Here is a 24,277-nt window from a genome sequence, read left to right on the forward strand (position 1 = left end):
AGATGATGGCAGCACTTAAACGTTATCTTATTGCGTTATTGATTCTTGTTTTCATCGTTGCCTTGATGCTTGCCGGTACGTTTTTAGTAAAAGATTTAGGAGATAGAATGTTCAAAGATACAAATATTACTATAAAACCCATCGGCGAAAAGGTGGATCTATGAATCTTTATATTATTATCGCGGTAGGTATTGTCTTAAGTGTTATTTTCCATTTTATCGGCGTATATGCCAAAGCGAGAAATATCGTATGGATAATGATCATATTGATGTGGGCCGGCTCCATCAGTTTTGCTATGAACGAAATCTCTCCCAAAGGGTATGATTATATAGACAAGATCAAAGGCAAATATGCGGATGTGGATGCTTTGATAAATAAGGCTTCACCACATATTTCCATCTATGAAATGCTTGTAATACAAAAAAGTTATGACCAGCACGAAAAAACCGCGCATTAGTATCATCGGATGCGGGTGGTTGGGAAAACCTCTCTTTCAAACTCTTTTTAAACAATACGAAGTCTTCTGCTCTACCAGACAAAAAGAGGAATCCTCTTTTGAAAATTATTGTTACAATCCTCCACAAAGCAGTTCGTTTTGGGATTGCGACTATGCGATCGTCGCTATATCCACGAAAGACAATTATCTCGAAACATTAAAACAGATAGCGGCATATGTGAACAGTGAAGCGGTCGTTATTCTGTTGAGCAGTATTTCCGTATATCGCGAATATGACGGCGAAGTTGATGAAGAGACTCCGATTACGCAGACGGGAAAACAGTATGAAGCCGAAATTCTTATGCAGAGATTAAGAAAAAAACTTATTGTCTTGAGATTGGGCGGTTTGATGGGAGAAGACCGTATTTCGGGAAAATGGAGCAAAGTATCTACATTTGAGGACGGCCCCGTCAATTACGTCCATCGCGACGATGTCATAGGCATAATACAAAAGATTCTTTTAAAGAAAACAAGTAGCGGTATTTTTAACGTCGTAGCTCCGCAGCATCCTCTGCGTTCTGCTATTCACCGCAGTAATGCGGAAAAATTCGGCTTTAAACCGGGAAGATTCGAAGGGATGACAAGACGAAAAATCCTTTCAAAGAAAGTCGTCGAATATCTAAAATATGAGTTCATTTATCCAGATCCGTTAAGATTCTGGTAGGTTATCTTTTATTTACATAAGTAATAAAAATTAAATTTTGAAATATTATGTTGGTTTAAATATATTGATTAATGTCAAAGCATTTATTATTGAAATAGATTAGACTACTAACTAGCAATCCAATATTAAAATACAATTAGGGGGATATATATGATGGAATCAATGATTAGACCTGAAATAGCATTGAATGATTTTCTGCCAATTTTTATTTCTTCAGCGTTTGTTTTAGTATTCGGATCGTTATATGTTGGTATATATACGGCAGTAAAGGTTAATATGCTAAAAAAATGGGCAATGCCTCTGGCATACCTGTTTTGGTTTTTAACGTGTTATATGCTTTATATAATGGGTAGTTTAATGCATGTAGGAGAGTTTACAGCAAAAGTATTAGTAGTTGCAATGATAGGGTATCTGATACTTCCTCATGCAATCTATTATATGCAAAATCAAGTTCATGAAGAGAATGGACATTGATTAGTGAATATTTTCAACAATTAATTTTAGTGGGGGGAAAATAGTGGCTAATAAATCTGTATGGAGTGACAATCGTTTCTGGCGAAGAACAGCAACGTGGGTTACGGGTTTTGCATCAATTTTATTAATCTGGTTGACATTTGATACTTCGGGTCAAATCGCAATGGGTAATGATGCAGATTTAAAAAATGGTGTAACCAAAAGGGTTCCTGGACCTACGGTTATCAATTATAAGATCACTTATGAAATGAGTCCGAAACGCGGGCATGAAGTTCCTGTGATCGGAGAGAAAGAGAAGTTTTTCGGAAGAGACGACTACTCTGAAAAAGAAGCGACTGCGCTGTTACACTTAGGTAAACTGGCGGAGCAAGCTAAAAACTGTATGGATTGTCATACGCTATTGGGAAATGGAGCTTATTATGCGCCTGACCTTACAAAAGCGTGGTTGGATCCGGCTTGGGGACCAAACGGTTCAATGCAAGCGATGACAGGAAAAAACACAAGAGAAGAAGCGATGGCTGAGTTCTTACAACATCCAAATCAGTATCCTACTCATGCACGTATGATGCCGGATCTTGGTATTACTGCTAAAGAGGCTAAAGGCTTAGTGGCTTTCCTTAAACATATGTCATCTATAGATACAAACGGTTTCCCAAGAAACTTCGGGAAAATGCAAGGAGCGATACATGGCAAATAATTATTTAAAATCAGAATCAAAACAGTTAGCGACTTGGTATTTTACCTTTGCTGCTATCATCTTTGGTGCTCAATTAGTATTTGGTTTGGTCGTGGCTATTCAGTTCGTTGTACCAGGCTTTCTATATGGGGTCCTAGATTTTTCGATCGCAAGAATCCTGCATATTAATGCACTTGTCGTTTGGATGGTTTTTGCTATGTTCGGTTCCGTTTATTGGTTGTTACCAGACGAAACAGGTATCGAAACTGTCGGTATTAAACTCGGAAAACTGTTATTTTGGATCTTCGCAGCTGCTATAGTAGTCGTTGTTCTTGTATTCTTATTGGTTCAAGTCGGACCGGCAGACAACACAACTATTTGGTTTATTACGGAAGGTCGTGAGTATATCGAAGCGCCGCGTTGGGCAGACTGGGGTATCGTAGTTGTTGCTCTTGGATTTGTCGCCAACCTTTTCTTAACAGGAATGAAAGGCAGACAAACAGGTATCGTTACAGTTTTGATGGCTGATATGATAGCGTTCTCAGGTCTTTACCTTGCAGGTATGTTCTTTACAAATAACATCTCTGTCGATCAATACTGGTGGTGGTGGGTAATCCACTTATGGGTTGAGGCTACTTGGGAAGTCTTCGTCGGTTCTATCGCAGCTTATGGTCTGATCAAAATGATCGGTGCACATCGTCAAGTTGTTGAAATGTGGTTATGGATCGAAGTAGCTATGCTATTTGGTTCAGGTATCCTTGGTCTTGGACACCACTATTTCTGGATCGGTACACCTGAGTATTGGTGGGAGATCGGAGCATTGTTCTCTGCACTAGAACCTCTGCCGCTTGTTGCTATGTTTATCCATGTTCTTTACGATTGGGGGAAAGAAACAGGTCTTCAAATGGCAGAAGTACACGAAGGACATAAAATTGAAGGTCATACTATCAATAATAAACCTGCGTTTACTTGGTTCGTTCTCAATGCGTTCGGTAACTTCTTGGGTGCTGGTATATGGGGATTCTTCCATACTCTACCTCAAGTAAACCTTTATACGCACGGTACACAGTTTACAGCAGCGCATGGTCACCTTGCGTTCTTTGGTGCTTATGCAACTATTCTTGTGGGAATGATGTACATAGCTGTTCAGGGCAGCAACGGTATTAAAGTCTTAAATCATACTAAAGCATCTCTATGGGGTGTTTCTTTAATTACCGGAGGTGTTATGGGTATGACCATCGCACTTACAATTGCAGGTTATGTTCAAGTTCTTGTTTCACGTGCACAAATGGGTGCGACATGGGCAGCATATTTTGACGGTCAAGACGGCGTTTGGTTCCAACAAGCTATGGATTGGAGACTTCTAATGGGTGTTGTAACATTCGTAGGATTCCTATTCTTGGCTAAAGACTTGTTAAGCACAGGAAAAAGTGCTGTTCACATAAGATAAGGAGATAAAAATGTTTGAACCGTTTACAGACGTAGTGCCGAGCTTCTTCGGCACGTTGAATCAGGGACCATTGTTCTTAACGATTTTTCTTCACACTTTTATTGTACTTCCGATGATTTGGATTTACTTTCAAGAAAAAGCTCGTTTGAAAAATGAGAAGTAGGTGATAGGCCCTATAGGGGGGCCTATTTAATTTTTTTTAGAAGGAGAAATAGAATGAAGTTTAATAAATTAATTGTATCAGCTGCTGCTTTAGCGGTTGTTTCGTCAGGTCTATTAGCGGATACATCTAATATGGATGTTGCAAAAGTGTTCGAGCGTGAGTGTCAAGGCTGTCACGGTCCTAACCATGAAGGTGGGGTCGGTGCGGATCTTCGCCCAGCAAAAATCGCTAAGAAAAATACTTATATGTTGGCAGAAACTATCTTAAACGGTAGAGCCGGTACGGCAATGCCTCCGTTTAAAAACAAGTTCACTCAAGCAGATGCTGATAAAATGGTTGACTATCTACAACACTTTAAAGGCAGAAAAATCAAGCAACTGACTTTAGAAGAAGTTACAAAAGGCTGGAAACCGCTTCACGACAGAATGGATTTCTTTAAAAAATATCCACATCCTGCAGATGTTAAAAAGAATACGGATATCGTATTCGTAACTGAGCGTGATGCTGCTCGTGTTGTTTTCTTAGATGGTACGACAGGTAAACTATTGTCTAGACATCCTGCCGGATTTGCTGTACACGTTACGGTGACAAACAAACGTCTACCTCGTTACGCATACTCTATCTCACGTTCAGGTCTTGTAACAATGTTCGACCTTAACACTCCGGGCCAACAAAAAGTTGCTCAATGTCAAGTCGGTAGTGAATCTCGCGGTCTTGCGGTTTCTCCAGACGGTAAATACCTAATGGCAGGTGACTATGTACCGGGCGGTGCTGTTTTAATGGACGCTATGACTCTAAAACCGCTTAAAGTGTATCCTACTTCAAGTGTTATTGATACTGAAGGTAACATCGGTTCATCTCGTGTAGCTGGTGTTTATGATACTCCATACGGTCCATACATCGCATTTGCACTTAAAGATGCAGGTCATGTTTATATCGTAGACTACTCTAAACCAAACTATCCGATCGTTGGTGATATTCCAAATATCGGTAAAATTCTTCATGACGGTTTCGAAAATGAAGGTAAAGAGATCGGTCGTTACTTATTCCAAGCTTCTCAAGGAAGCGACGTAATGGGTGTTGTCGATTTTAAAACAAAATCATTAGTTGCTAAAGTTTATACTGGTCCTGGAACTAAGCCACACCCAGGTCAAGGAAGCTCTTGGTATAACAAAGACTACGGACAACTTGCGGCTACTAACAGTATGAACGTCGGTGATGTCGTTATCTGGGACAGTAACTGGGATGTTGTTAAACATATCCGTACAGCAGGCGGTGGATTGTTCATCGGAACAAGCGAGCATACTCCGTTCTTATGGTCAGACAACGTAATCGGCGGACCGTCAGCTTGGAACAAAGTACACTTGATCAACAAACAAACTCTTGAACTTGACCGTATCATTACAGTCGGTACAAAAGAGGGAACAGTTACTGATGCTGCAAGTCATAAAGTTCTTTACAAATGGAAAGTTCCTACTGTAAAAGATGCTAAAGGCAACCCGGTTATTCCAAGAATCCTACATGCTGAACCGGCTAACCATGGTATGTGGACTATGATCTCTGAGTGGAATGCAGGTCGTATCGGTGTTTATGATTCTAAAACAGGTAAATTCATTAAATACATCGAAGGATTAACTACACCAACATTTACTTACTCTATCGAGCATAGACAATCAGTTCCTGGTGCATAATCGCGATAAGTTCTCCTCTTTTGAGGAGAATTTATATATAATACGTAAGCTTTTATAGGCGAGGAAAAATTATGAAAAAATATTTTATTGTTATACTTGCTTTTTGTTCACTTGTACAAGCTGGATCGTTAGACGGAAAAAAGGTTTTTGAAACATATTGCTGGGGCTGTCATCATCAAACTGCGATGGCTTTCGGACCACCCTTCACACAGATAGCCAAAAAACGTACGCTCGAAGAGATCGAGGCTTATATTACGAGTCCTAAATCGATGTATAAAGCGTTTGGCTATAAACGAACAGCGATGAGCCAGTTGAATTTAACCGATAAAGAAAAAGAGACAGTTGCCAAATATATTCTTTCATTCAAAGGAAAATAATGTTTAGGCTGTCAAACTTAATAGCATCTGTCGTCGAAGACAAGCCGGAGCGGAATCTAAACGGTACGATAGCGATCTGGAACTTTACAAACAGGTGTAATCTTTCATGTCTGCATTGTTACTCCAAGTCTACTTTAGACGAGGTCGATACGCTGACTACCGAGCAGATCAAAAAAACGATCCTGCAGATGAAAGAGAACGGGATCAAGTTTATTATCTTTTCGGGTGGGGAACCTTTAACAAGAAAAGATATCTTTGAGATCGCCGATTTTTGTAAAGAGAACGGAATCATTACGTATCTTTCGAGTAACGGATTGTACTTTACCACGAAAAACGTGCAAAAGATAGTAGATACGTTCAATTATGTCGGTATCAGTATAGACGGGGATGAAGAAACGCATGATTATTTCCGCGGACTAAAAGGTGCTTTTAAAGAAACCCTAAAAGCGGTTCTGCTGGCGAATTCGACCGGAGCAAAAGTCGGGATCCGTTTTACAATGACAAAAGACACTATAGACTCTTTGGAGTATATCTTCGATCTGGCGGAAAAAAACAATATTCCCAAAATATATATATCGCATCTCGTCTATTCGGGACGCGGGCTTGACAATTTGAAGATGGATCTGACAAAAGAACAAAGACGCAAAGCCGTCGAGTTTATTTTGAAAAAAGCGTTCGAGTATTATAAAACAAAAAGAGATATCGAGATCGTTACGGGGAACATGGAACAAGACGCCGTCTTGTTCTTAAACGAGTTTTCAAAACATTACCCGGAGCTAAAAGAGAAGATGAGAGACAGACTGGTAAAATGGGGCGGAAACAGTGCGGGAAGAAAACTTTTAAATATAAACAGTGAAGGAGATGTTCGTCCTGATCCGTTTTTTCCGGTGCTCATAGGCAATATAATTAACGAAGATTTTGGTACTATATGGCAAAAAGGAGAGCTTCTGGACAGATTAAGGATACATCCGCGGGAATTATCCGGAATATGCGCCGATTGTCAGCAGATAGATATATGCAACGGCGGTTCACGTGCGAGGGCTTTTGCCATGAGCGGTGATTTATGGAGCGAAGACCCGTCGTGTTACTTAACTTTAGAAGAAAGAAGGATAGATTAATGAAAATAAAAACAATATTGTTCGGTATCGCTTTGTCACTATCTTTATATGTAAATGCTTATGCGTTTGAAAAGATATTCGTAGTTGAAAGAGAAAGCAGCTCTTTGGCCGTGATCGAAGATGATCTTCCACGTTCACATATGGAAAATATGCACAATATGAATCACGGGGTCGTCAAATTTTACGGAAAGGACGGATATCTTATAAGCCGCGACGGTTATATCGTCAAGTTTGATCCGATAAAAGAGAAAAAACTGGCGGAGTATAAGACCAGCAAAAGCGCGATAGGATTCGTGATCAATAAATATTATGTCGCTGTTGCCAATTATGATAACAAAAGTGTCGATATTTTGGATCGTAATTTAAAACCGATCAAAGCATTCGTGACAAACTCAAGAAACGTCGGTATAAAGATATATAAGAACTATTTAGTGTTTTCGGAGATGGATAATGACAAGATCATGGTGCTCCGCGATAAGAACAAGGGTAAGAAAATACCTGATTTCGAAGTTTACAAAGAGTTTGACAATGTCGGCACGATGCCTTTTGACGCTATGATCAAAGGCAGCAATTTCATAACCGGATTTTTCGAAAGTCCTTTTTTCGGGGTTCTCAATCTTGATACTATGAAGTATAGAAGGATCAAAATTCTGCTCGGAAACCGCAAGCCTGTCTTAAAAGTGCCTCATTTCGGATTTTGGAGCATCAGCAAAAAATATGTATTCCTGCCTGCCGTAGGCGACAATAAAGTTCTGGTCTACGACCCTAAATTTAATTTCGTTAAAAATATCAAAACAGAGGGACTCCCGGTATTTACATCTTTAAGTCCGGATCAAAAATATCTTGCCGTGACGTTTAGCGGCAAAAAATTCCCGGTCATCCAGATCATAGATACGGCGACGCTTAAAGTGATTAAGCGTTTTGAATTTGACGGAAAAGTTCTGCATGTAAGATGGTCAAATGAAAAACCGAAGCTATATGTATCGGTCAACGACACAAATAAGGTCGCTGTTATAAATACGAAAAAATGGTATCTGTCCCGTGAGATTTTTACGATCAAGAAACCATCGGGTATATTTATATATGAAGAGGCTAATAAATGAGCAGAGTGTATTTGACGGGTGCGGGTCCCGGTGACATAGAACTATTGACGCTAAAAGCGCTTAGAGTCATAAAAGAAGCTGACGTGATCATCTATGACCGTCTTGCTAATCCCGATATTTTAAAAGAAGCGAAAAACGGCTGCGAGTTTGTCTATGTCGGCAAAGAAGACGGCCATCATATCATGCCTCAAGACCAGATCAATGAAACGATCTATCAAAATGCCTTAAAATACAATAAGGTCGTACGGCTTAAAGGAGGAGATCCTTTCGTTTTCGGCCGCGGCGGAGAGGAAGGTGCTTATCTTAAAGAGCGCAATATCGAGTTTGAGATCATACCCGGCATCACTTCTGCCGTCAGCGTCCCGGCTTATGCGGGAATTCCTGTTACGCATCGCGGGGTAGCGGTATCTTTTCGTGTAGTTACCGCTCATGAATCTCCGAATAAAAAAGAGTCGCAGATCCCTTGGGACAATTATAAGACCGATGACACCATCGTCTTTTTGATGGGATTGCACAATCTGTCAAAGATCTCAAAAAAGCTTATAGGTATCGGCAAACCGAGCAATTATCCGTGTGCCGTTATCTCAAAAGGAACGACAAAAGATCAGAAAGTCGTTGTGGGTACGCTTGGCGATATAGTTGAAAAAGCTGTCGATATGCCTACTCCTGCACTCATTATAGTTGGAGAAGTGGTTAACCTTCGTGAACAGCTGCAATGGTTCAAGGGTAATGATTAATCAAAACCTTGATTTTCAAGAAGCAGTTTGCGTAGCACCCGATATATATTGGGTAGGGATGTTTCTGGAAAACGATCCCTTTCAATGTCATCCCTACCTCATAAAAAACGGTAATGAATCGATCCTGATCGATCCCGGCTCCATGCTGGAGTTTGACGAAACGGTCAGAAAGATAAAAACGATATGCGATATGGGATCGATAAAGTATATCATCTTGCATCATCAAGACCCCGATCTTGCAGCAGCGGTGCCGGAGATCGAAAAAATAATAAACAGAGACGATCTTTTGATCGTAACGCATTCGCGGATGTCGGCTCTTATCAAACACTATCTTGTTACCTCGAAATATTACGAAATCGACAAACATGACAATGTGCTTATTACTTCCAACAACTTCAGACTGGATTTTTTAACTACACCTTATTGCCATTCGCCCGGAGCATTCGTCAGTTACGAAGCCAAGACGAAGACCCTGTTTTCTGGAGATATTTTCGGAGGTATTGAAGAATCATGGGAGTTTTACGCCGATGAAACCTACTTTGAAAAAGCAAAAAGATTTCATCAGGAGTATATGCCCAGCAAAGATATTTTCAATTATGCCCTCTCCAAGATCGAAGAGCTCGATATTGACCTGATCGCGCCCCAGCACGGCTCTATCATCATCAAGAAATATATTCCCGATCTTATCCAAAAGATGAAAGATCTGGACTGCGGGCTTTATATCGAAGAGAAATATAATCTTGAACTTATAGATATCATTAAAGAACTTCAGGAAAAAGAGGAAACTATTTTCGAGCGCGACAAACTACTTTTTGAGCAGTCAAAAAGAGCGGAAATGGGAGAGATGATAGGCAGCATTGCGCATCAATGGAGACAGCCTTTAAGTGCAGTGAACACTTTAATAGCGATCTTAAACGAGAAAAACAACAGAAGCGAACTGACACAAGAAGAGATATCGGACAAACTCGCAAAAATAGAAAAAAGTGTAGTGTACATGTCCGATACTATCGAAGATTTTATCAATTATTACCGTCCAAATAAGGTCAAATCCGTTTTTAACGTCCATAAAGCGCTAAACAGAGCACTTGAGATAGTCGACTTTACCATCAACAAAGAATCTATAAAGATCGATCTGGACGTGGATGAAACTCTGAAAATAAACGGTGTGATGAACGAATATATCCAGGTGATTGTATCGATACTTTTAAATATCAATGACCTGATAGAAGAAAGAGGTCTTTTAGAAGTAAAGATCGACATATCGGTGTATAAAGAAGACGATCATGCCGTTATGCTCATAAAAGATAATGCCGGAGGGATCAGCGAAGAGATCCTTCCCAAGATATTCAATCCCTATTTTACGACGAAACATCAATCCGTCGGCGTAGGTCTTGGGCTCTATATAGCCAAAATGATCATCGAAAACAACATGAGAGGCACTTTAAGTGCGCAAAACAGCGAAAACGGAGCATTATTTTGCATAAGGATGTTATGTGAAGATTGAAGATATTACTATCTTGATAGCCGAAGACGAAGAGGAGCTGAGAAACTATCTTGCGGAATATCTTCAGATATTTTTCAAGTATGTCTATGTGGCAAAATGCGGACACAGCGCCTATATGCTCTATTTGGAAAAGCATCCCGATATAATAATAACGGACATCAATATGCCCAATCTCGACGGACTCAATATGATATCCCGCATACGAAAATCGGATAGTGAAACAAAGATCATTATAATGAGCGCACATTCCGAGCAGGAAAAGCTTCTTCATGCGGTCGAGTTGCATCTTGTAACATATCTTATAAAACCGATCCAAAACGAAGTTCTCAAAAAATTTCTTTTTGATATCGTAGATACGATCAGGAACAGATCCGAGCGTATCTATCTGGGAGATGATTTTTTCTGGAATAAGAAAGATGCTACGTTGTGGCATAATTCCGAGCAAATTTCATTAAAAGAGCGGGAGTCGATGCTCTTAAGTATACTTTGTTCCAGAATCAATCATGCTTTTTCAAGTGAAAGCATTTTCTATAAACTGTATGCGCAGCAGAGCGATAAAGAGTTTTCACAAGATGCTATAACATCTTTGGTAAAACGCCTTCGTCAGAAGCTGCCTAAAAATATTATTCAAAATGAGTATGGGCTTGGATATAAAATCGTAATAAAAAAGTAAAATCTATGATTTTGACAAACTTTGACAAACTTTTTCAATAAAATTTCTATTGAGACATTTACATTATAATCTCATTCATTCAAAGCGAATTAAAATCAGAATTACCAGAGATTCTGATTTTAATTAATTACTCTTTAAATTCTACTTTCCATAAGCCTTTTTAACAGTAAAAAACAAGAGAAAAAAGAAAAATATTCGTGTGGTTTTTTATATTACACATAATATAAAAGCGAAGATAAAATAAGTGCGGAGATAAAAGTGATGCTAAGCATGACCGTTCGTTTATTTTTCTCCGTGATCTTATGCTTTTCTTCTAAATAGTTTGCTGCTTTGATGCCGGCGAAAACGGTAAAAATAAACATTGGAAACGTCATTACCAATATCATAACAAGATCATGTAGTGTCAATTTCAACTCTTTTTATTGAGATAGGTCAAATCGGTTTGACTTTTTTTATTATATCATTCAGTAACTTTATAAGTATGATACAAATCAAGAAAATGATACTATTTTTTATATTTCTTACTCGTTGATCGAATCTGATACGACTTGTAAAACAAAAGGACCTATTTGTTAAAAGACAGTTATGAGAGAGTAGTGGATTATATCCGGGTATCGGTAACGGAGAGATGTAATTTCAGATGTCAATACTGTATGCCGGAGAAACCTTTTTCCTGGGTTCCAAAAGAGAGCCTGCTTTCATTTGAAGAGCTGTTCGAGTTTTTAAAGATAGCGATCGATGAGGGCGTAAAGAAGATTCGCATAACCGGAGGCGAACCTCTGCTTAGAGAAGACCTGGACAAGTTCATCAAGATGATATACGACTACAAGAGCGATATAGATCTGGCGATGACAACCAACGGGTATCTTTTAAAAGGCGTTGCACAAAGACTTAAAGACGCAGGATTAAAACGCCTCAACGTCTCTATCGATTCTTTAAAACCCGAAGTGGCACAGCGCATAGCAGGAAAAGATGTACTTGCAAACGTACTTGCCGGAGTCGAGGAGGCTTTAAAGGTCGGACTGAAGGTAAAAGTCAATATGGTGCCTATGAAAGGCGTAAACGCTCAGGAGATAGTAGACGTGCTGCAATACTGTAAAGAGCGCGGTATGAGCATACGCTTTATAGAGTATATGCAAAACTCCCATGCTTCAGCAGATATCAAAGGGATGAAAAGCCCCGAGCTTCTTTCACTGCTAAAAGAACATTACGACTTTACGGACGAAGGGTTCGACGGACACTCTCCTTCGCATTACTTCAAGATGCAAGACGGATACAGATTCGGTATCATAGAACCTTATGAGGACGATTTTTGCAAGAAGTGCAACCGTATCCGCCTGACCGCCGAAGGGCAGCTCATACCGTGTCTGTACTTCGATGAGGCAATGAGCATAAAAGAGGCTATTCAGCGCAAAGATATAAAAGGTGCTGCTCTTGTCTTAAAAGAGGTGGTACGTACAAAACCGGAAAAGAACCGCTGGAGCGAATCGGACGATGAAGTCTCCACCCGTGCTTTTTATGAGACCGGCGGCTGATGCTGTCGCTCGGACAAAAGATATTTAAATCTTATGTCCAAATACCAAAATCCTGCCGTATCTGGTTCCCCAGATCAGAAATAAAATAAGCCAAGCGGTAAAAGAGATATCAAATAAAAATTCCGCACCCCATCCAAAAGCGATATTGAGGCTGTATAAAGCTCTTAGCAATACGATCACCTGAATGAACCAGAATATGTTTGTCGCGAATCTGTCGGCATGCGGAACCTGCCCTGAATGCCCCAAGGTTACCCTTGTCCCAAAACCTATGAGTATGGTTGTTACAAAACCTAGAGATAAAAGATGGATGCCGATAAAATAAAAATCCGTATTTAAAAACAGCTGTGCGATATGAGCGATGGCCGAGATAAAGAGGGCGGCGGGAAGCCAAAACAGTCCGAGATGCAGTACCCATAAAATAGCAGGTGAAGTAAACACCGGAAGTTTCCAGCTGATAAACTCTCTTAATAAATATAAAGCCAGTACGATATCTGTTGTGATCTGAGCAATGGTATAGTCAAATGAACCGAAAAGCGTTTTTAAAAGTAAAAGTACGAATACGGTTTTTAAAAGGTTTTCGCTTTTAGGTTCGTACGAATGTGAGAAAAACGGGATCATTCTTTGTGCCACGATAAAAGTTAAAAAGATGAGATATATATAAAAAGACAAGTTGGTGGCAAAGTTCTGAATCTGCAATCCCAGCAGGGAGAGTATAAAAAGAAGATGGGACAAAAGACCTGAGTATTGCGCGATCAAGATCCAAAAAGCATCTTTTTTATCTGAAGATTGTCCGTTTTTATATATAGCCGTCAGTTTTAAAATTATAAAAACCTGTGCGGCGAAAAGGATACCCATACCGGCCAATATGACAGAACCATCAGTGAATGAACCGATTAAAAAGAGAGCCGAACCGCTTACGTTGGCATAAAATATTCTAGTGTAATAGCTCTTATCTATGACCTGCGTCTGACAAAATCTAGGAAAGGTCGTAAATAAAAATCCCGTGAACACATTTGTAAAAACTATAAATACGAGTGAATATACATGAAAAGAGAGCACGTCTATTTGCAGCGATAAAACTCCTTTATAATCCAGAGCAAAGACGAGCATCATAATGATCGCGTTTACGACGCCAAGCATAAAAAAAGGCTGATGCGGCTGAGATAAAAAATAGTTTTCTTTTTTTTCTTCTATGGTCTGAAATTTCATTATATTCCTATATCTTGAACAAAGTGATATCACTTTTTTATTTCGAATTTTAATATGATTATCTATTAAAAATCTTGATACTTATCAAGAGAGGATACGGGATGCACGGTATCCTTAAAATCAAAATTTGTTAAGATTTATAAAGCTGTATTTAATGATGAGAAAATGTCAAAGTGACGTCAAAAATAGCGTCCGAGGTGTTTGCATAGACGCTTGGCAGAGATATGATATATATGTATTTAATCAAAAAGGGCTTGTAAACCCTCTTTGTTTTTGATTTTATAGCTATTGACGTCTTTTTCCAAGAGGTTGAGCTTAAGCAGTTTTTTAAAGACTCTCGAAAGTGTTTCGGGAGTCATATGCAGATGTTCGGCCAGTTGATAATGTTTATACTTGACAAGTGCTTCTCCGTCGGTATCGTAAATGAACTTAGCGAGTCGAGCCGTTGAATCCAGTACGACATTAAGAGCGATGACCGATTCCAGATAACGCATCTTTTTTGAAAGAGATTTAAAAAAGATAAAAGCGATATCGGGATCGTTTAAAAATTCGTTCTTAAACCGTTCAAAATCGATCTGGATCACTTCGCCATCTGTTTCAAAAACAGCAGAGGCTGGGTAGGGAAGCCCTTCAAGAACAGCCATTTCCGCGACAAAAGCCATCGGTGTAAAACGATGCATAACGATCTCGTTGTTTTTTAGATCCGTTTTGTATACTTTTAGTGTGCCGTCTATGAGCAGGGTCAATGCTTTTGGCTGCTCTTTTTCATAAAAAAGAATGGAGCCTTTTAACATTTTTGTACGTGTAGCAAAAGAGTTTATGGTTGTTAATTGTTCGTCGGAGAGATTCTCAAAAAAATAAAAATGCCTCAAATCTGTCATCTTGTCGTCTTTGATATAAATTTTTTTGTCCAAACAGCAGAAAAATACTTAAATCGGTCAGAAGTTAGCTTAAGGAGGCTAATAATATTGACTGCTGCTTGGACAAAACGCCTACAAAGAGGCGAATTGCCTAAAGTCAAATAGGTTTTTATTTACCTATTAGATCCGCAACAGCTTTTATATCAGCTTCAGACATATTTTTAACTTGACCTTTCATAACACCCTTCATAGCTCCGCCGTAAGTTCCGTCTTGATAGCCTTTGATAGCCGCAACGATTTCACTTTTTGTAAACGTATTTATAATTTTGCTTTTTCCGAGTGCATGTTTTTCACCTTTAGCACCATGGCATCCTGCACATTTTTTATATACTGCAGCACCATCTGCCATAAGTGTACCCGATAATGCCAATAAAGTCAAAAGACTAATTCCTATTTTTTTCATATAATGCTCCTATATATAATATATAAGAGTATTATATGATATACATAAATATATATGGTTGACGTAAGTCAAACATAAAATGATTTTATGTCAATTATGAGGCGTGTTCGGTAGAAGTTTTATGCTCCAAGCGCTTTTTTGACATTATCGTCCGCCATCGTAATATTCCATGCAGGTTCCCAAACCAGGTTGATCTCACACTCTTTTACGCCTTCGACTTTTTCGCATGCTTCTTTGACCCATTGTACTATCAACTGGTGAAGCGGGCATGCCTGCGTTGAAAGCGTCATGGTCACAACGACGTCGTTGGATTCTTTGATCTCTACGTTGTAGATCAAGCCCATTTCAACCAGATTGAACCCGACCTCGGGATCGATGACCGTTGCGATAGACTGATATATAGTTTCTTCTTTAAGCATTATTTGAACCTCATAATATAAATTAGATTGCGCAGCAGAAAAAGACTGCCGACCGATAGGGATGCTACTGCGAACTTAAAAAGCATGTTATTGCCAAACAGGATTCCGCAAGTCCCGCCAAATACTCCTATGGTACCGAAAAATATTTGTATATTGGCACTTTTCTGCGGCACCATTTCCGCAAGCATCGGTACTTTTTCCTTTCCGACAAGAGGTGAAAAGCGTTCGAACCAGATCAAAAAAGGTACGATTTTGTATAGGTGCCCGATGATCATAAATCCGAAAAACCCCGTAAATATCAGCCAGCCTGTCGCTAAGACTATTGCTTCGCTGCCGTTATAGAGATAATACAGCCCCAAGGGCAGCGAGCTTAAAAGCGAAGCATGCGATATATACAGAGATTTTGCATAGATATCGTTTTCCTTACGCGCGCGTGTCTTATATAGGATATATATCTGGTAAAGATAAAACAGAAGCGATACTGCGCTTAAAAGATACCCTATATATGCAAGAACCGTCAAATGAAGCAGCGATGCCGCCGCTACGGATAGTACGCCGAGGGATATCGATAAAAGAGCCGTTTTTATCGGACGCCATGAAAAGTGATGTGAAAGTGCGAACATCGGGATCAAAGTCATCGAGAGTCCGAAAATTGTGATCATGACATATCCGACGACGACCAGATATACATGCCCTTTGAGAAGTTCGAGCAGGTCGATGCTGATCTTGCCGGCAAATCCGAATGCCAGAGTGATGCCAAAGAGTATGCCCAGCAGTAAAAACAGATTGGCTATGATGATGCTCAGCATTGTAAAAGTCAGTTTTTTTTGAATTTTTTTGATCGTTAAAAAAGTATCTAAAAGAAACGTGAACATCGCTGCCAATACGGTCATACCGCCAAAAGGCAGGAAAGAAGGGGAAATTGTAAATCCGTAAGCCATCATCAGTGTTCCGCCGAGAAGAAGAGGCCAGATCACATAATAGAGGTTTACGGCAAAGTGACCGCTCTCTAACACGACGGGCACCAGCTGCGCCATCGCACCGAAAATGATCATAATGACAAATCCCAAAAGAAACAGGTGTACCCACGCTATAACGAAAGGATCCGTATAACCGATGACCGACATATTAAAAGACAGAGCAAAAAGACTGCTTACTATATAAAAGATGACGCCGATAATGAAGTAGGGTGCGATCAGTTTAAAAGGCGGCGCAAAATCACGGTTAATTACAAACATCTGTATCTTCTTACTTACTCTTTCTTTTGTCTTAGCTTGCTTTGTAACTGAAAGTTATTTTTACACGACCGTCTTCAAGGTCTTCTGTAAAAATGTCGTAGTTTTGTTTTATTTTTTCAAATAATCCTATCGGTTTTTTGTGATTGATCATCACTAATTTGTGGTCGGTAGCATTGATAAGTTCGATTCCTCTCATAGCATTGACCATAGGAAAAGGCGGCTCACACAGGGATGTGTCAAACTGATAATAAGTTACGTCGTTTCTTGTGTACGTATAAAAATCCACTGTCGCACCGGGGACATCGATTTTCGTAGCATACTCAGGTAATACATTCATAATAGACCTTTGAGTTGAAGATAATTTTAGAATATTAATGTAAAATACATTTTTCTGCATTAACAAATGTCAAGAATTGTTTCAAAAATTTGATATATTATTTGAAAAAAGAGAAGGGTAACCGATGAATTTTCGAAAATACGTACATGCGGTAGGTACGGGAGTAAAAGGAAACAGAGATTTAAGCTTCGAAGAAGCCGAAGATATGATGCGTCAGATGTTGGATCAAAGCGTTCACACGGAGCAGATCGCGGCATTTTTGCTGGGGTGGAGACTTAAACCGGAAACCACGACGGAGTTTCGAGGAGCTATCAAAGCATGTGATTCATATATCACGCCCGTTAAGATTCAAAACTCGATCGAGCTTGGCTATCCTTTTGACGGCAAAGCAAATAATCCCTATATTTTTCCTCTTGTTGCCCGTGTGCTTCAAGATGCGGGTCTTAGTCTTGTGGTCATGGGTGACGATCTGCAGCCGGCAAAACACGGCATCACTACAAAAGAGATATGTACGCATCTTGAGCTGAACGCCAACTGCCATTTTTTCGACAGAAAAGATTTTTTCAAAGAGCTTCATAATCTGACGGAAGTGCGTATGCGGCTCGGACTTCGTACGGGTTTTAACACGATAGAAAAGCTTCCTCGTGTCGCGGGCAGCGAGTACGCGATAACAGGCGTCTTTCACAAACCCTATGTCAAAAAATATATCGAAGTTTTTTCGGACCGTTATGAGAGATTTGCCTTGATCCAAGGGAATGAGGGAACACCGGAACTTTTCAGTAAAGGCAGACTGTGGATCGCCAACGGTGAAGGTGCAGAAGAGTTTATCATCGATCCGGAGCACTACGGGATACGCTATCAGAAATCATGGGAGTGTATTTCGCTCGAAGAATCCTTGGAACAGGTAAATAACCCTTCTGCGGAGTTTTTGAAACTTGCAAAATTAAATGCTGCTATCTATCTTTTCGTCGCACAAAAAGCCAAGAGCATCGACGACGCTTTTGAAATGCTAAATGGATAAACGCTCCAACCATATAAGAAATGTCCTTCACGGGTTTTTTCTCTCTATCGGAACGACGATCGCCGAACCTTCGACCATCCTGCCGCTGATCTTGAACGCTTTTGGCGGAGGAGCACTGCTGGTCGGCTTTTTTTCCGCCTTTCTTCGCGGAGGTGCTATCATCGTGCAGATGTTTGCGGCTTTTCAGTCACAGAACTATGCAAGGATGCTTCCCTATCTGAGACGCGTTTTTTTCATACGTTTTCTTGCCTGGTTCGGGATCGGCGTGTCGATACTTCTCTTTGGAACATCCCATCCGAACATAACACTTTTGTGCATCGGAACGGGACTGTTCATCTTTTCTTTCAGTGCAGGGTTTGGAGCGATCTACTTTAAAGATATACTTGCAAAGATATTTACGCATAAATTTCGCGGCAGAAGCATGGCATACAGACAGTTTTTTACCGCTTTGGGAGGATTGGTGAGCGGTTCTCTTGCGGCGGTCATTCTCGATCTTTTTCAACCGCCTTTGAGCTACGGCTATCTTTTCATGATCAGTGCATTTTTCATGGGGTTCGGATATCTGGCTTTTGCAACGGTGGACGAACCCGAAAAAATCGAAATGGCGCCCAGAGAAAACTCTTTCAAAAAGTTCTTATACAGTGCGCTTGAAACACTCAAAGCCGATAAAGATCTGCAGATCCAGGTCACGACGTTTTTGCTTGCGTACGGCTATCTTATGGCGCTGCCTTTTATCATACTCGATGCCAAGAGCAAAATTGAGTTGAGCGCATCGGCCATAGGCATCCTTATAACCACGCAGATGGTCGGGGCGATGCTCAGTAATTTTTTGTGGGGAAAACTGACGGGCAGCGGCAAGAACAGGCATACGGCCGGCATCGCCATCGGCATGCATCTCATTGCCGTTTTGACGGCATTCTTTGCAACAACGCTTTATGAATATATGCTGATCTTTTTCTTGATAGGAGCGGCGGCGGACGGAAACCGCATCGCTTCGGGAAACCTCATACTTATTTTGGCGCCGCCGCAAAAGCGTTCTATATACGTAGCGTTACAAATCAACATAGTTTCATTTGGAATGTTTTTTTCTATTTTAGGCGGATTGATCGTTCATATAAGCAGTTATAAAATACTTTACGGTATCACTGCAGCGGTTCTGACAGCGGCTTTTTTGACATCTTTGAGACTAAAAGACGAGAGAGAAAAGCAGCATGAAAGTGACACAATAGTGACATGAATTGTTAGGATATTTTAACGCATCATCATATAAACTACAGATAATATTTGGAGTGACTTATGATAGAAAATATTTTAAAAAGAGACGGCACATATAAAGAGTTCTTATCTTTCAAAATCGAAGATGCGATAAAAAAAGCTTTTAAATCTCAGCATGTGACGTATGACAGTTCTGTGTTTTTTAATGTCTTGGAAGAGCTTAAAAACAAAAGAGTGGTCGCTGTCGAGGACATTCAAGACCTAATAGAACAAGAGTTGTACAAAGCAAGATACTTTGATGTGTTAAAAAGCTTCATGCTTTATCGCCACACTCACAAAATGCAAAGAGAGCGTGTTTTAGATGAAGACACGACATACATCAATTCGACACAGACTATCGAAGAGTACATCAACGGAAGCGACTGGAGGATAAAAGCCAATTCGAACACGGGGTATTCGAATGCCGGTCTTGTAAACAATACGGCCGGAAAAGTGATAGCAAACTACTGGCTGGACAAAATATATTCCAAAGAGGAAGGGTATGCCCACCGTAACGGCGATTATCATATTCATGACCTTGATTGTCTCACGGGTTATTGTGCCGGATGGAGCCTAAGAGTTCTTTTGGATGAAGGATTTAACGGCGTAAGGGGACGGGTCGAATCCAGTGCTCCGAGACATTTCCGCGAAGCACTTGGACAGATGGCAAACTTTCTTGGTATATTACAGTCCGAATGGGCAGGTGCTCAAGCGTTTAGTTCGTTCGATACCTATCTGGCACCTTACGCATTTAAAGATAAACTGCCGTATAACGATATCAAAAAAGCGATCAGAAGTTTTGTGTACAATCTAAACGTGCCAGCAAGATGGGGGCAGTCGCCTTTTACCAACATAACGATCGACTGGACGGTCCCTGAGGATTTGAAATCCCAGATACCTACAAGCAAACAAAAACACCTCTTTAAAGGGGTCTTGGACAAAGAACTTCAAGAAGAAGCTCTTAAAAGAGGGGCCTCTTCGCTAGAAAACATGACATACGCTCATTTTCAACCGGAGATGAACCAGATCAACAGGGCGTACTATGAGATCATGACCGAAGGCGATCTTACGGGACAGCCTTTTACTTTCCCGATCCCTACGGTAAATATTACCGAAGATTTCGACTGGTACGGAGAAAATACGGACGTGTTGTTTGAAAACACCGCAAAAGTAGGTTCTTCATATTTTCAAAATTTTATCGGGTCTCAATATAAAAGGGATGCAGAAGGAAATCTTGTTCCGAATGAAGAAGCATACAAACCGGGGCATGTCCGCTCTATGTGCTGCCGTCTTCAGCTGGACCTCAGAGAGCTTCTAAAACGCGGAGGGGGATTGTTCGGTTCTGCCGAGATGACAGGTTCCATCGGTGTCGTTACTATAAATATGGCGAGATTAGGGTTCCTTTATAAAGGAGATCAAGAAGCGCTTTACGAGCGTTTGGATCAGTTGATGGAGATGGCAAAATCTACCTTGGAGAAAAAACGCGTATTTATTCAGGAGATGTATGACAGAGGGTTGTTTCCGTATACAAAACGTTATCTTCCGGGATTTAAGAACCATTTCTCCACTATCGGCGTGAACGGTATCAACGAGATGATAAGAAACTTCACGAGTGACAGTTACGATATCAGTGACCCAAGAGGTATAGAGTTTGCTACGGAGATATTAAACCACATGAGAGACAAAATGGTCGAGTATCAGGAGGAGACGGGTAACCTTTATAATCTTGAAGCGACACCTGCAGAAGGAACGACGTACAGATTTGCAAAAGAGGATAAAAAACGATACAACGATTCGATCATCCAGGCGGGTGAGGGGCAAAACATCTATTATACGAACTCCTCTCAAATCCCTGTCGATCTGACGAACGATCCGTTTGAAGCGTTGAGTCTTCAAGACGATCTTCAATGTAAGTATACGGGCGGAACCGTTTTGCATCTCTATATGCAAGAGCAGGTGAGCTCTACGGAAGCTTGTAGAAAATTGGTAAAAAATGTCATAACCAATTTCAGACTTCCTTATATAACGGTCACTCCGCTTTTCTCCGTATGTCCAAAACATGGATATATCGAAGGAGAGCATGAGTATTGTCCTAAGTGTGATGAAGAGATCGTACAAGAATACGAAACGGCAAAACGCGAAGTTTCATAAAACTAAAACAAGGAGAAAAACATGAAAAAGAACGACGTATTAAACCTATTGAAAGAGAAAAGACAAAGATGTACCGTATATACGAGAGTTATGGGATATCACAGACCTGTGGAGAGTTTCAACCTGGGAAAAATAGGTGAGCATAAACAAAGACAACAATTTATTGAACACTAAAATCGTCTACGATATTACAAAATTTACGCATCTCGATTTTCCCGATCACCTGTCATGTATAATATGGTTCGCGGGGTGTAACATGAGATGCGACTATTGCTACAACCAAGCGATAGTTTTTGCAAAAAACGGAAGTCACTCGTTAGACGACGTGATCGAATTCTTAAAGACCAGAATCGGTTTGCTTGACGGAGTAGTCCTCTCCGGCGGTGAAGCAACGGATTATGATCTTGCACAATTCTGTACTCAGATCAAAGCGCTCGGGTTTAAAATCAAGCTTGATACCAACGGCACCAATTTCCAACGCCTTAAAACTTTGTGTGAATCGAGTCTTATCGATTACGTGGCACTTGATTATAAAGCGCCGGAGTATAAGTTTCAGCAGGTAACCAAATCAAGCAAGTACGAAGAGTTTTCAAAAAGTCTGCATTATCTGATAGAAAGCGGTATCGACTTTGAAGCACGGACGACTGTTCATACCGACCTTATAGACGAACAGGATATAAACGCCATCATAAAAGATCTCAAGGCACGGGGATATAATAAAAAATATTATCTGCAAAACTTTCTGGATACGGGAGACAATATCGGAAAGATAACCGCTTCAAAGAAAAAAATCGATAAGAATCTGCTTTCAGACAGCATAGAAATAGTTTTCAGATAAGATCATTTTTATTGACGCAAATCATCATTTTTTGGTATTTCATAAGTTAACATAACGCTTTTAAACTATCGGAGTGAATCTATGGAAGCAGATGAGAAATTAAATAAATATGAACGTTATAAGATGCGAAAGTGCCCTTATGACTTCTTTCCCGAAATTAGGTCTCTTGATTTTGAGAACATATCAGATGCCGACAGATATTATCTGCAGGACTTCGGTATTTTCAACGCCGACTTTTTAGAAGGCGAGTTTACCATAAGGATCCGTGTCCCCGGAGGCAGATTGACCGCACGGCAATTTCAAAGCATAGCCGATATCGTCGCAGAGCATGATCTTCATATCATATTGACCGCGCGGGCGGGAATGCAGATCCATGGACTGTATGGGGATAACGTTTTGGAGGTCTTTGATCAGATCAACGCCCTTGAGATCACGACGTGGCAGAGTTTCGGCGACAATGTGCGTAATATAGTAACCGATATCTACGACGGTGTCGGAGAGCATTGCGAGATAGAGGCATACCCGATAATCATGCAGATGCAGGAAAAAATCTTGAAAAACCCGCGTTACGTCGGGATGCTTCCCCGCCGCATCTCGGTCGGGGTATCGGGGAACCGTGCCAATGTAGTATCACTGTTCGCAAACGATCTTTATTTTGCTTTGGCGGAGAAAGAGGGCACGTTGGGCTTCAATGTCTATATGGGAGGCAAAAACTCGGAGATCGCCAAAGATGCGAACATCTTTTTATTAAAAGAGGAGGTTCCTGATTTTTTTGCCGCGTTCGTAGAAACCTTCTTTATACATGGTCTGCGTAAATCGCGTTGGAAAAGCCGTTTGTTCCATCTGCTTGAGCAGATCGGTATGGAGCAGTTCAAAGAGTATGTTCAAGAGGAGTATGCAAAGCCGTTCGAACCTGCGGGCAAACTGCTGCTGCAAAAAGAGAAGTTTACACAAAGCCAAAAGCTAAAAGACGGAACATACGCTTTTTGCTATCAGACGGACTTTGCGCGGCTTGATGTAAAAGAGATAACCGAGATAGCCAAATATGCTACACAGCATGATGCCCAGATCCGCTTCGGGATTGATCAGAACATATACCTGCTTGGACTGAAAGAGAAAACTCTGCCTTTGAACTCTCCAAAAGAGAGTGCGACGATAGTCGCATGTGCGGGCAGTGAGTATTGCCCTTTCTCATACTGGAGCATCAAGAACGAGACGGTATACCTTCCTCTGGACAAGATCAATGAGCATAGACTGCAGGTCGGATTTTCAGGATGTGCCAAAGGATGCGGAAGACATCAGCATTCTGATATCGGGCTTATCGGACTGAGAACAAATAACTTCGGAGCTGCAGAAGGCGGGGCGAGAATATTTTTAGGAGCAGAACATTCAGGAGGACACTCCGTGGGAAGGATGATCTTCTCTATGGTTCCTCTTGAGCATCTTCATTCACTGCTTACACTTATTATACAAATGTACGAGCAGAGCGGATACAAAGATTTTGAAGAGTATGCAGGCGGGGTATTAAATACCTACTCCGAAGATTTTATCGCTTTATGGCTGCTGGCAAACACTCAGACAGGCAGAGCAGTCGATCTCAAAGCAAACAGTAAGATAGCTGCAGCCAATGAAGAAGAGAGATTCAAATATGAAAAAGATCTGCTTCATGAAAATTTTGCGGGAGTAGACTTTTTAGAACTTATAGAAGACAACTTTAAAAGTGTAGTTTCAACAGTCAGTAAAAAGCTGTGGACTATCGAGGAATAAAAGAGCATAATCCATACTTATGAGACAGATAAGTAACCTTAAACGAAAATAACGTCTTT

The 24,277-nt window shown here is 40.5% G+C and carries 25 protein-coding genes and 1 pseudogene; 19 read left to right on the top strand and 7 right to left on the bottom strand.

Annotated elements, in window-relative coordinates; genetic code table 11:
* Nucleotides 1–2 precede the first annotated feature (2 nt).
* The 13 genes from WCY03_RS00625 (at nucleotide 3) to WCY03_RS00685 (ending at nucleotide 11,126) form a co-directional block, all read left to right on the top strand.
* Complete coding sequence (locus tag WCY03_RS00625; protein ID WP_345993072.1) at nucleotides 3–164, top strand: hypothetical protein; 162 nt, start codon at nucleotides 3–5, stop codon at nucleotides 162–164.
* Nucleotides 161–457 (top strand): hypothetical protein, encoded by a 297-nt coding sequence (locus WCY03_RS00630; RefSeq protein WP_345993073.1) that lies wholly within the window; start codon nucleotides 161–163, stop codon nucleotides 455–457. The genes WCY03_RS00625 and WCY03_RS00630 overlap by 4 nt, the downstream gene beginning before the upstream one ends.
* The gene (locus WCY03_RS00635; RefSeq protein WP_345993074.1) at nucleotides 429–1,160 is read left to right on the top strand and encodes a hypothetical protein; all 732 of its coding nucleotides are present in this window, start codon (nucleotides 429–431) and stop codon (nucleotides 1,158–1,160) included. The genes WCY03_RS00630 and WCY03_RS00635 overlap by 29 nt, the downstream gene beginning before the upstream one ends.
* Before the next feature lie 150 nt (nucleotides 1,161–1,310).
* Entirely contained in the window at nucleotides 1,311–1,634 is a 324-nt protein-coding gene (locus WCY03_RS00640; RefSeq protein WP_345993075.1) for a hypothetical protein, read from the top strand.
* Between the two features lie 43 nt (nucleotides 1,635–1,677).
* Nucleotides 1,678–2,331 carry a c-type cytochrome gene (locus WCY03_RS00645; protein WP_345993076.1) on the top strand — a complete coding sequence of 218 codons (654 nt, stop codon included), beginning with the start codon at nucleotides 1,678–1,680 and terminating at the stop codon, nucleotides 2,329–2,331.
* The gene (locus tag WCY03_RS00650; protein ID WP_345993077.1) at nucleotides 2,321–3,760 is read left to right on the top strand and encodes a cbb3-type cytochrome c oxidase subunit I; all 1,440 of its coding nucleotides are present in this window, start codon (nucleotides 2,321–2,323) and stop codon (nucleotides 3,758–3,760) included. Before WCY03_RS00645 ends, WCY03_RS00650 begins: the two co-directional genes overlap by 11 nt.
* Before the next feature lie 216 nt (nucleotides 3,761–3,976).
* Complete coding sequence (locus WCY03_RS00655) at nucleotides 3,977–5,614, top strand: cytochrome D1 domain-containing protein (RefSeq protein WP_345993078.1); 1,638 nt, start codon at nucleotides 3,977–3,979, stop codon at nucleotides 5,612–5,614.
* Between the two features lie 71 nt (nucleotides 5,615–5,685).
* Entirely contained in the window at nucleotides 5,686–5,991 is a 306-nt protein-coding gene (locus tag WCY03_RS00660) for a cytochrome c (RefSeq protein WP_345993079.1), read from the top strand.
* Entirely contained in the window at nucleotides 5,991–7,109 is a 1,119-nt protein-coding gene (locus tag WCY03_RS00665; RefSeq protein ID WP_345993080.1) for a radical SAM protein, read from the top strand. Before WCY03_RS00660 ends, WCY03_RS00665 begins: the two co-directional genes overlap by 1 nt.
* Nucleotides 7,109–8,212: a cytochrome D1 domain-containing protein gene (locus tag WCY03_RS00670; protein WP_345993081.1), complete on the top strand. Its 1,104-nt coding sequence runs from the start codon at nucleotides 7,109–7,111 to the stop codon at nucleotides 8,210–8,212. Before WCY03_RS00665 ends, WCY03_RS00670 begins: the two co-directional genes overlap by 1 nt.
* Nucleotides 8,209–8,949, top strand: coding sequence for a uroporphyrinogen-III C-methyltransferase (gene cobA, locus WCY03_RS00675; RefSeq protein ID WP_345993082.1), 741 nt, complete (start codon nucleotides 8,209–8,211; stop codon nucleotides 8,947–8,949). Before WCY03_RS00670 ends, cobA begins: the two co-directional genes overlap by 4 nt.
* A complete protein-coding gene (locus tag WCY03_RS00680) occupies nucleotides 8,942–10,453 on the top strand; it encodes an ATP-binding protein (protein WP_345993083.1) in 1,512 nt (503 codons plus the stop codon). The genes cobA and WCY03_RS00680 overlap by 8 nt, the downstream gene beginning before the upstream one ends.
* Nucleotides 10,443–11,126: a response regulator transcription factor gene (locus WCY03_RS00685; protein WP_345993084.1), complete on the top strand. Its 684-nt coding sequence runs from the start codon at nucleotides 10,443–10,445 to the stop codon at nucleotides 11,124–11,126. The genes WCY03_RS00680 and WCY03_RS00685 overlap by 11 nt, the downstream gene beginning before the upstream one ends.
* Nucleotides 11,127–11,338: 212 nt before the next feature.
* Here the strand turns inward: WCY03_RS00685 and WCY03_RS00690 are convergent, their stop codons facing one another.
* Nucleotides 11,339–11,533, bottom strand: a complete 195-nt coding sequence (locus WCY03_RS00690; RefSeq protein ID WP_345993085.1) for a hypothetical protein — start codon at nucleotides 11,531–11,533, stop codon at nucleotides 11,339–11,341.
* A 162-nt stretch (nucleotides 11,534–11,695) separates the two neighbouring features.
* Here WCY03_RS00690 and moaA point away from each other — a divergent pair, with 162 nt between their 5' ends.
* On the top strand, nucleotides 11,696–12,661 hold the full coding sequence (gene moaA, locus WCY03_RS00695) for a GTP 3',8-cyclase MoaA (RefSeq protein WP_345992666.1): 966 nt from the start codon (nucleotides 11,696–11,698) through the stop codon (nucleotides 12,659–12,661).
* Between the two features lie 24 nt (nucleotides 12,662–12,685).
* Here the strand turns inward: moaA and WCY03_RS00700 are convergent, their stop codons facing one another.
* From WCY03_RS00700 to WCY03_RS00725, 6 genes are all read right to left on the bottom strand, one after another.
* Nucleotides 12,686–13,870 carry an NnrS family protein gene (locus tag WCY03_RS00700; RefSeq protein ID WP_345993086.1) on the bottom strand — a complete coding sequence of 395 codons (1,185 nt, stop codon included), beginning with the start codon at nucleotides 13,868–13,870 and terminating at the stop codon, nucleotides 12,686–12,688.
* Nucleotides 13,871–14,109: 239 nt separating this feature from the next.
* Nucleotides 14,110–14,784 carry a Crp/Fnr family transcriptional regulator gene (locus WCY03_RS00705; RefSeq protein ID WP_345993087.1) on the bottom strand — a complete coding sequence of 225 codons (675 nt, stop codon included), beginning with the start codon at nucleotides 14,782–14,784 and terminating at the stop codon, nucleotides 14,110–14,112.
* 115 nt (nucleotides 14,785–14,899) lie between these two features.
* The gene (locus tag WCY03_RS00710) at nucleotides 14,900–15,193 is read right to left on the bottom strand and encodes a c-type cytochrome (protein WP_345993088.1); all 294 of its coding nucleotides are present in this window, start codon (nucleotides 15,191–15,193) and stop codon (nucleotides 14,900–14,902) included.
* Between the two features lie 119 nt (nucleotides 15,194–15,312).
* A complete protein-coding gene (locus WCY03_RS00715; RefSeq protein WP_345993089.1) occupies nucleotides 15,313–15,612 on the bottom strand; it encodes an iron-sulfur cluster assembly protein in 300 nt (99 codons plus the stop codon).
* On the bottom strand, nucleotides 15,612–16,850 hold the full coding sequence (locus WCY03_RS00720; RefSeq protein ID WP_345993090.1) for a hypothetical protein: 1,239 nt from the start codon (nucleotides 16,848–16,850) through the stop codon (nucleotides 15,612–15,614). The genes WCY03_RS00715 and WCY03_RS00720 overlap by 1 nt, the downstream gene beginning before the upstream one ends.
* A gap of 31 nt (nucleotides 16,851–16,881) precedes the next feature.
* Nucleotides 16,882–17,187, bottom strand: coding sequence for a hypothetical protein (locus tag WCY03_RS00725; RefSeq protein WP_345993091.1), 306 nt, complete (start codon nucleotides 17,185–17,187; stop codon nucleotides 16,882–16,884).
* Between the two features lie 124 nt (nucleotides 17,188–17,311).
* On the opposite strand from WCY03_RS00725, the gene WCY03_RS00730 reads away from it, so the two are divergent.
* The 5 genes and pseudogenes from WCY03_RS00730 (at nucleotide 17,312) to WCY03_RS00750 (ending at nucleotide 24,218) form a co-directional block, all read left to right on the top strand.
* Nucleotides 17,312–18,208, top strand: coding sequence for a glycosyl transferase (locus WCY03_RS00730; protein WP_345993092.1), 897 nt, complete (start codon nucleotides 17,312–17,314; stop codon nucleotides 18,206–18,208).
* Nucleotides 18,201–19,445 carry an MFS transporter gene (locus WCY03_RS00735; protein ID WP_345993093.1) on the top strand — a complete coding sequence of 415 codons (1,245 nt, stop codon included), beginning with the start codon at nucleotides 18,201–18,203 and terminating at the stop codon, nucleotides 19,443–19,445. Before WCY03_RS00730 ends, WCY03_RS00735 begins: the two co-directional genes overlap by 8 nt.
* Nucleotides 19,446–19,504: 59 nt before the next feature.
* Nucleotides 19,505–21,787: pseudogene (locus WCY03_RS00740) on the top strand (ribonucleoside triphosphate reductase).
* Nucleotides 21,750–22,451: an anaerobic ribonucleoside-triphosphate reductase activating protein gene (locus WCY03_RS00745; protein WP_345993094.1), complete on the top strand. Its 702-nt coding sequence runs from the start codon at nucleotides 21,750–21,752 to the stop codon at nucleotides 22,449–22,451. Before WCY03_RS00740 ends, WCY03_RS00745 begins: the two are co-directional and overlap by 38 nt.
* A gap of 81 nt (nucleotides 22,452–22,532) precedes the next feature.
* The gene (locus WCY03_RS00750; RefSeq protein ID WP_345993095.1) at nucleotides 22,533–24,218 is read left to right on the top strand and encodes a nitrite/sulfite reductase; all 1,686 of its coding nucleotides are present in this window, start codon (nucleotides 22,533–22,535) and stop codon (nucleotides 24,216–24,218) included.
* Nucleotides 24,219–24,277: the final 59 nt, after the last annotated feature.

The sequence above is a fragment of the Sulfurimonas sp. HSL-1716 genome (genome assembly GCF_039645975.1).
Taxonomy (GTDB): Bacteria; Campylobacterota; Campylobacteria; order Campylobacterales; family Sulfurimonadaceae; genus Hydrocurvibacter; species Hydrocurvibacter sulfurireducens.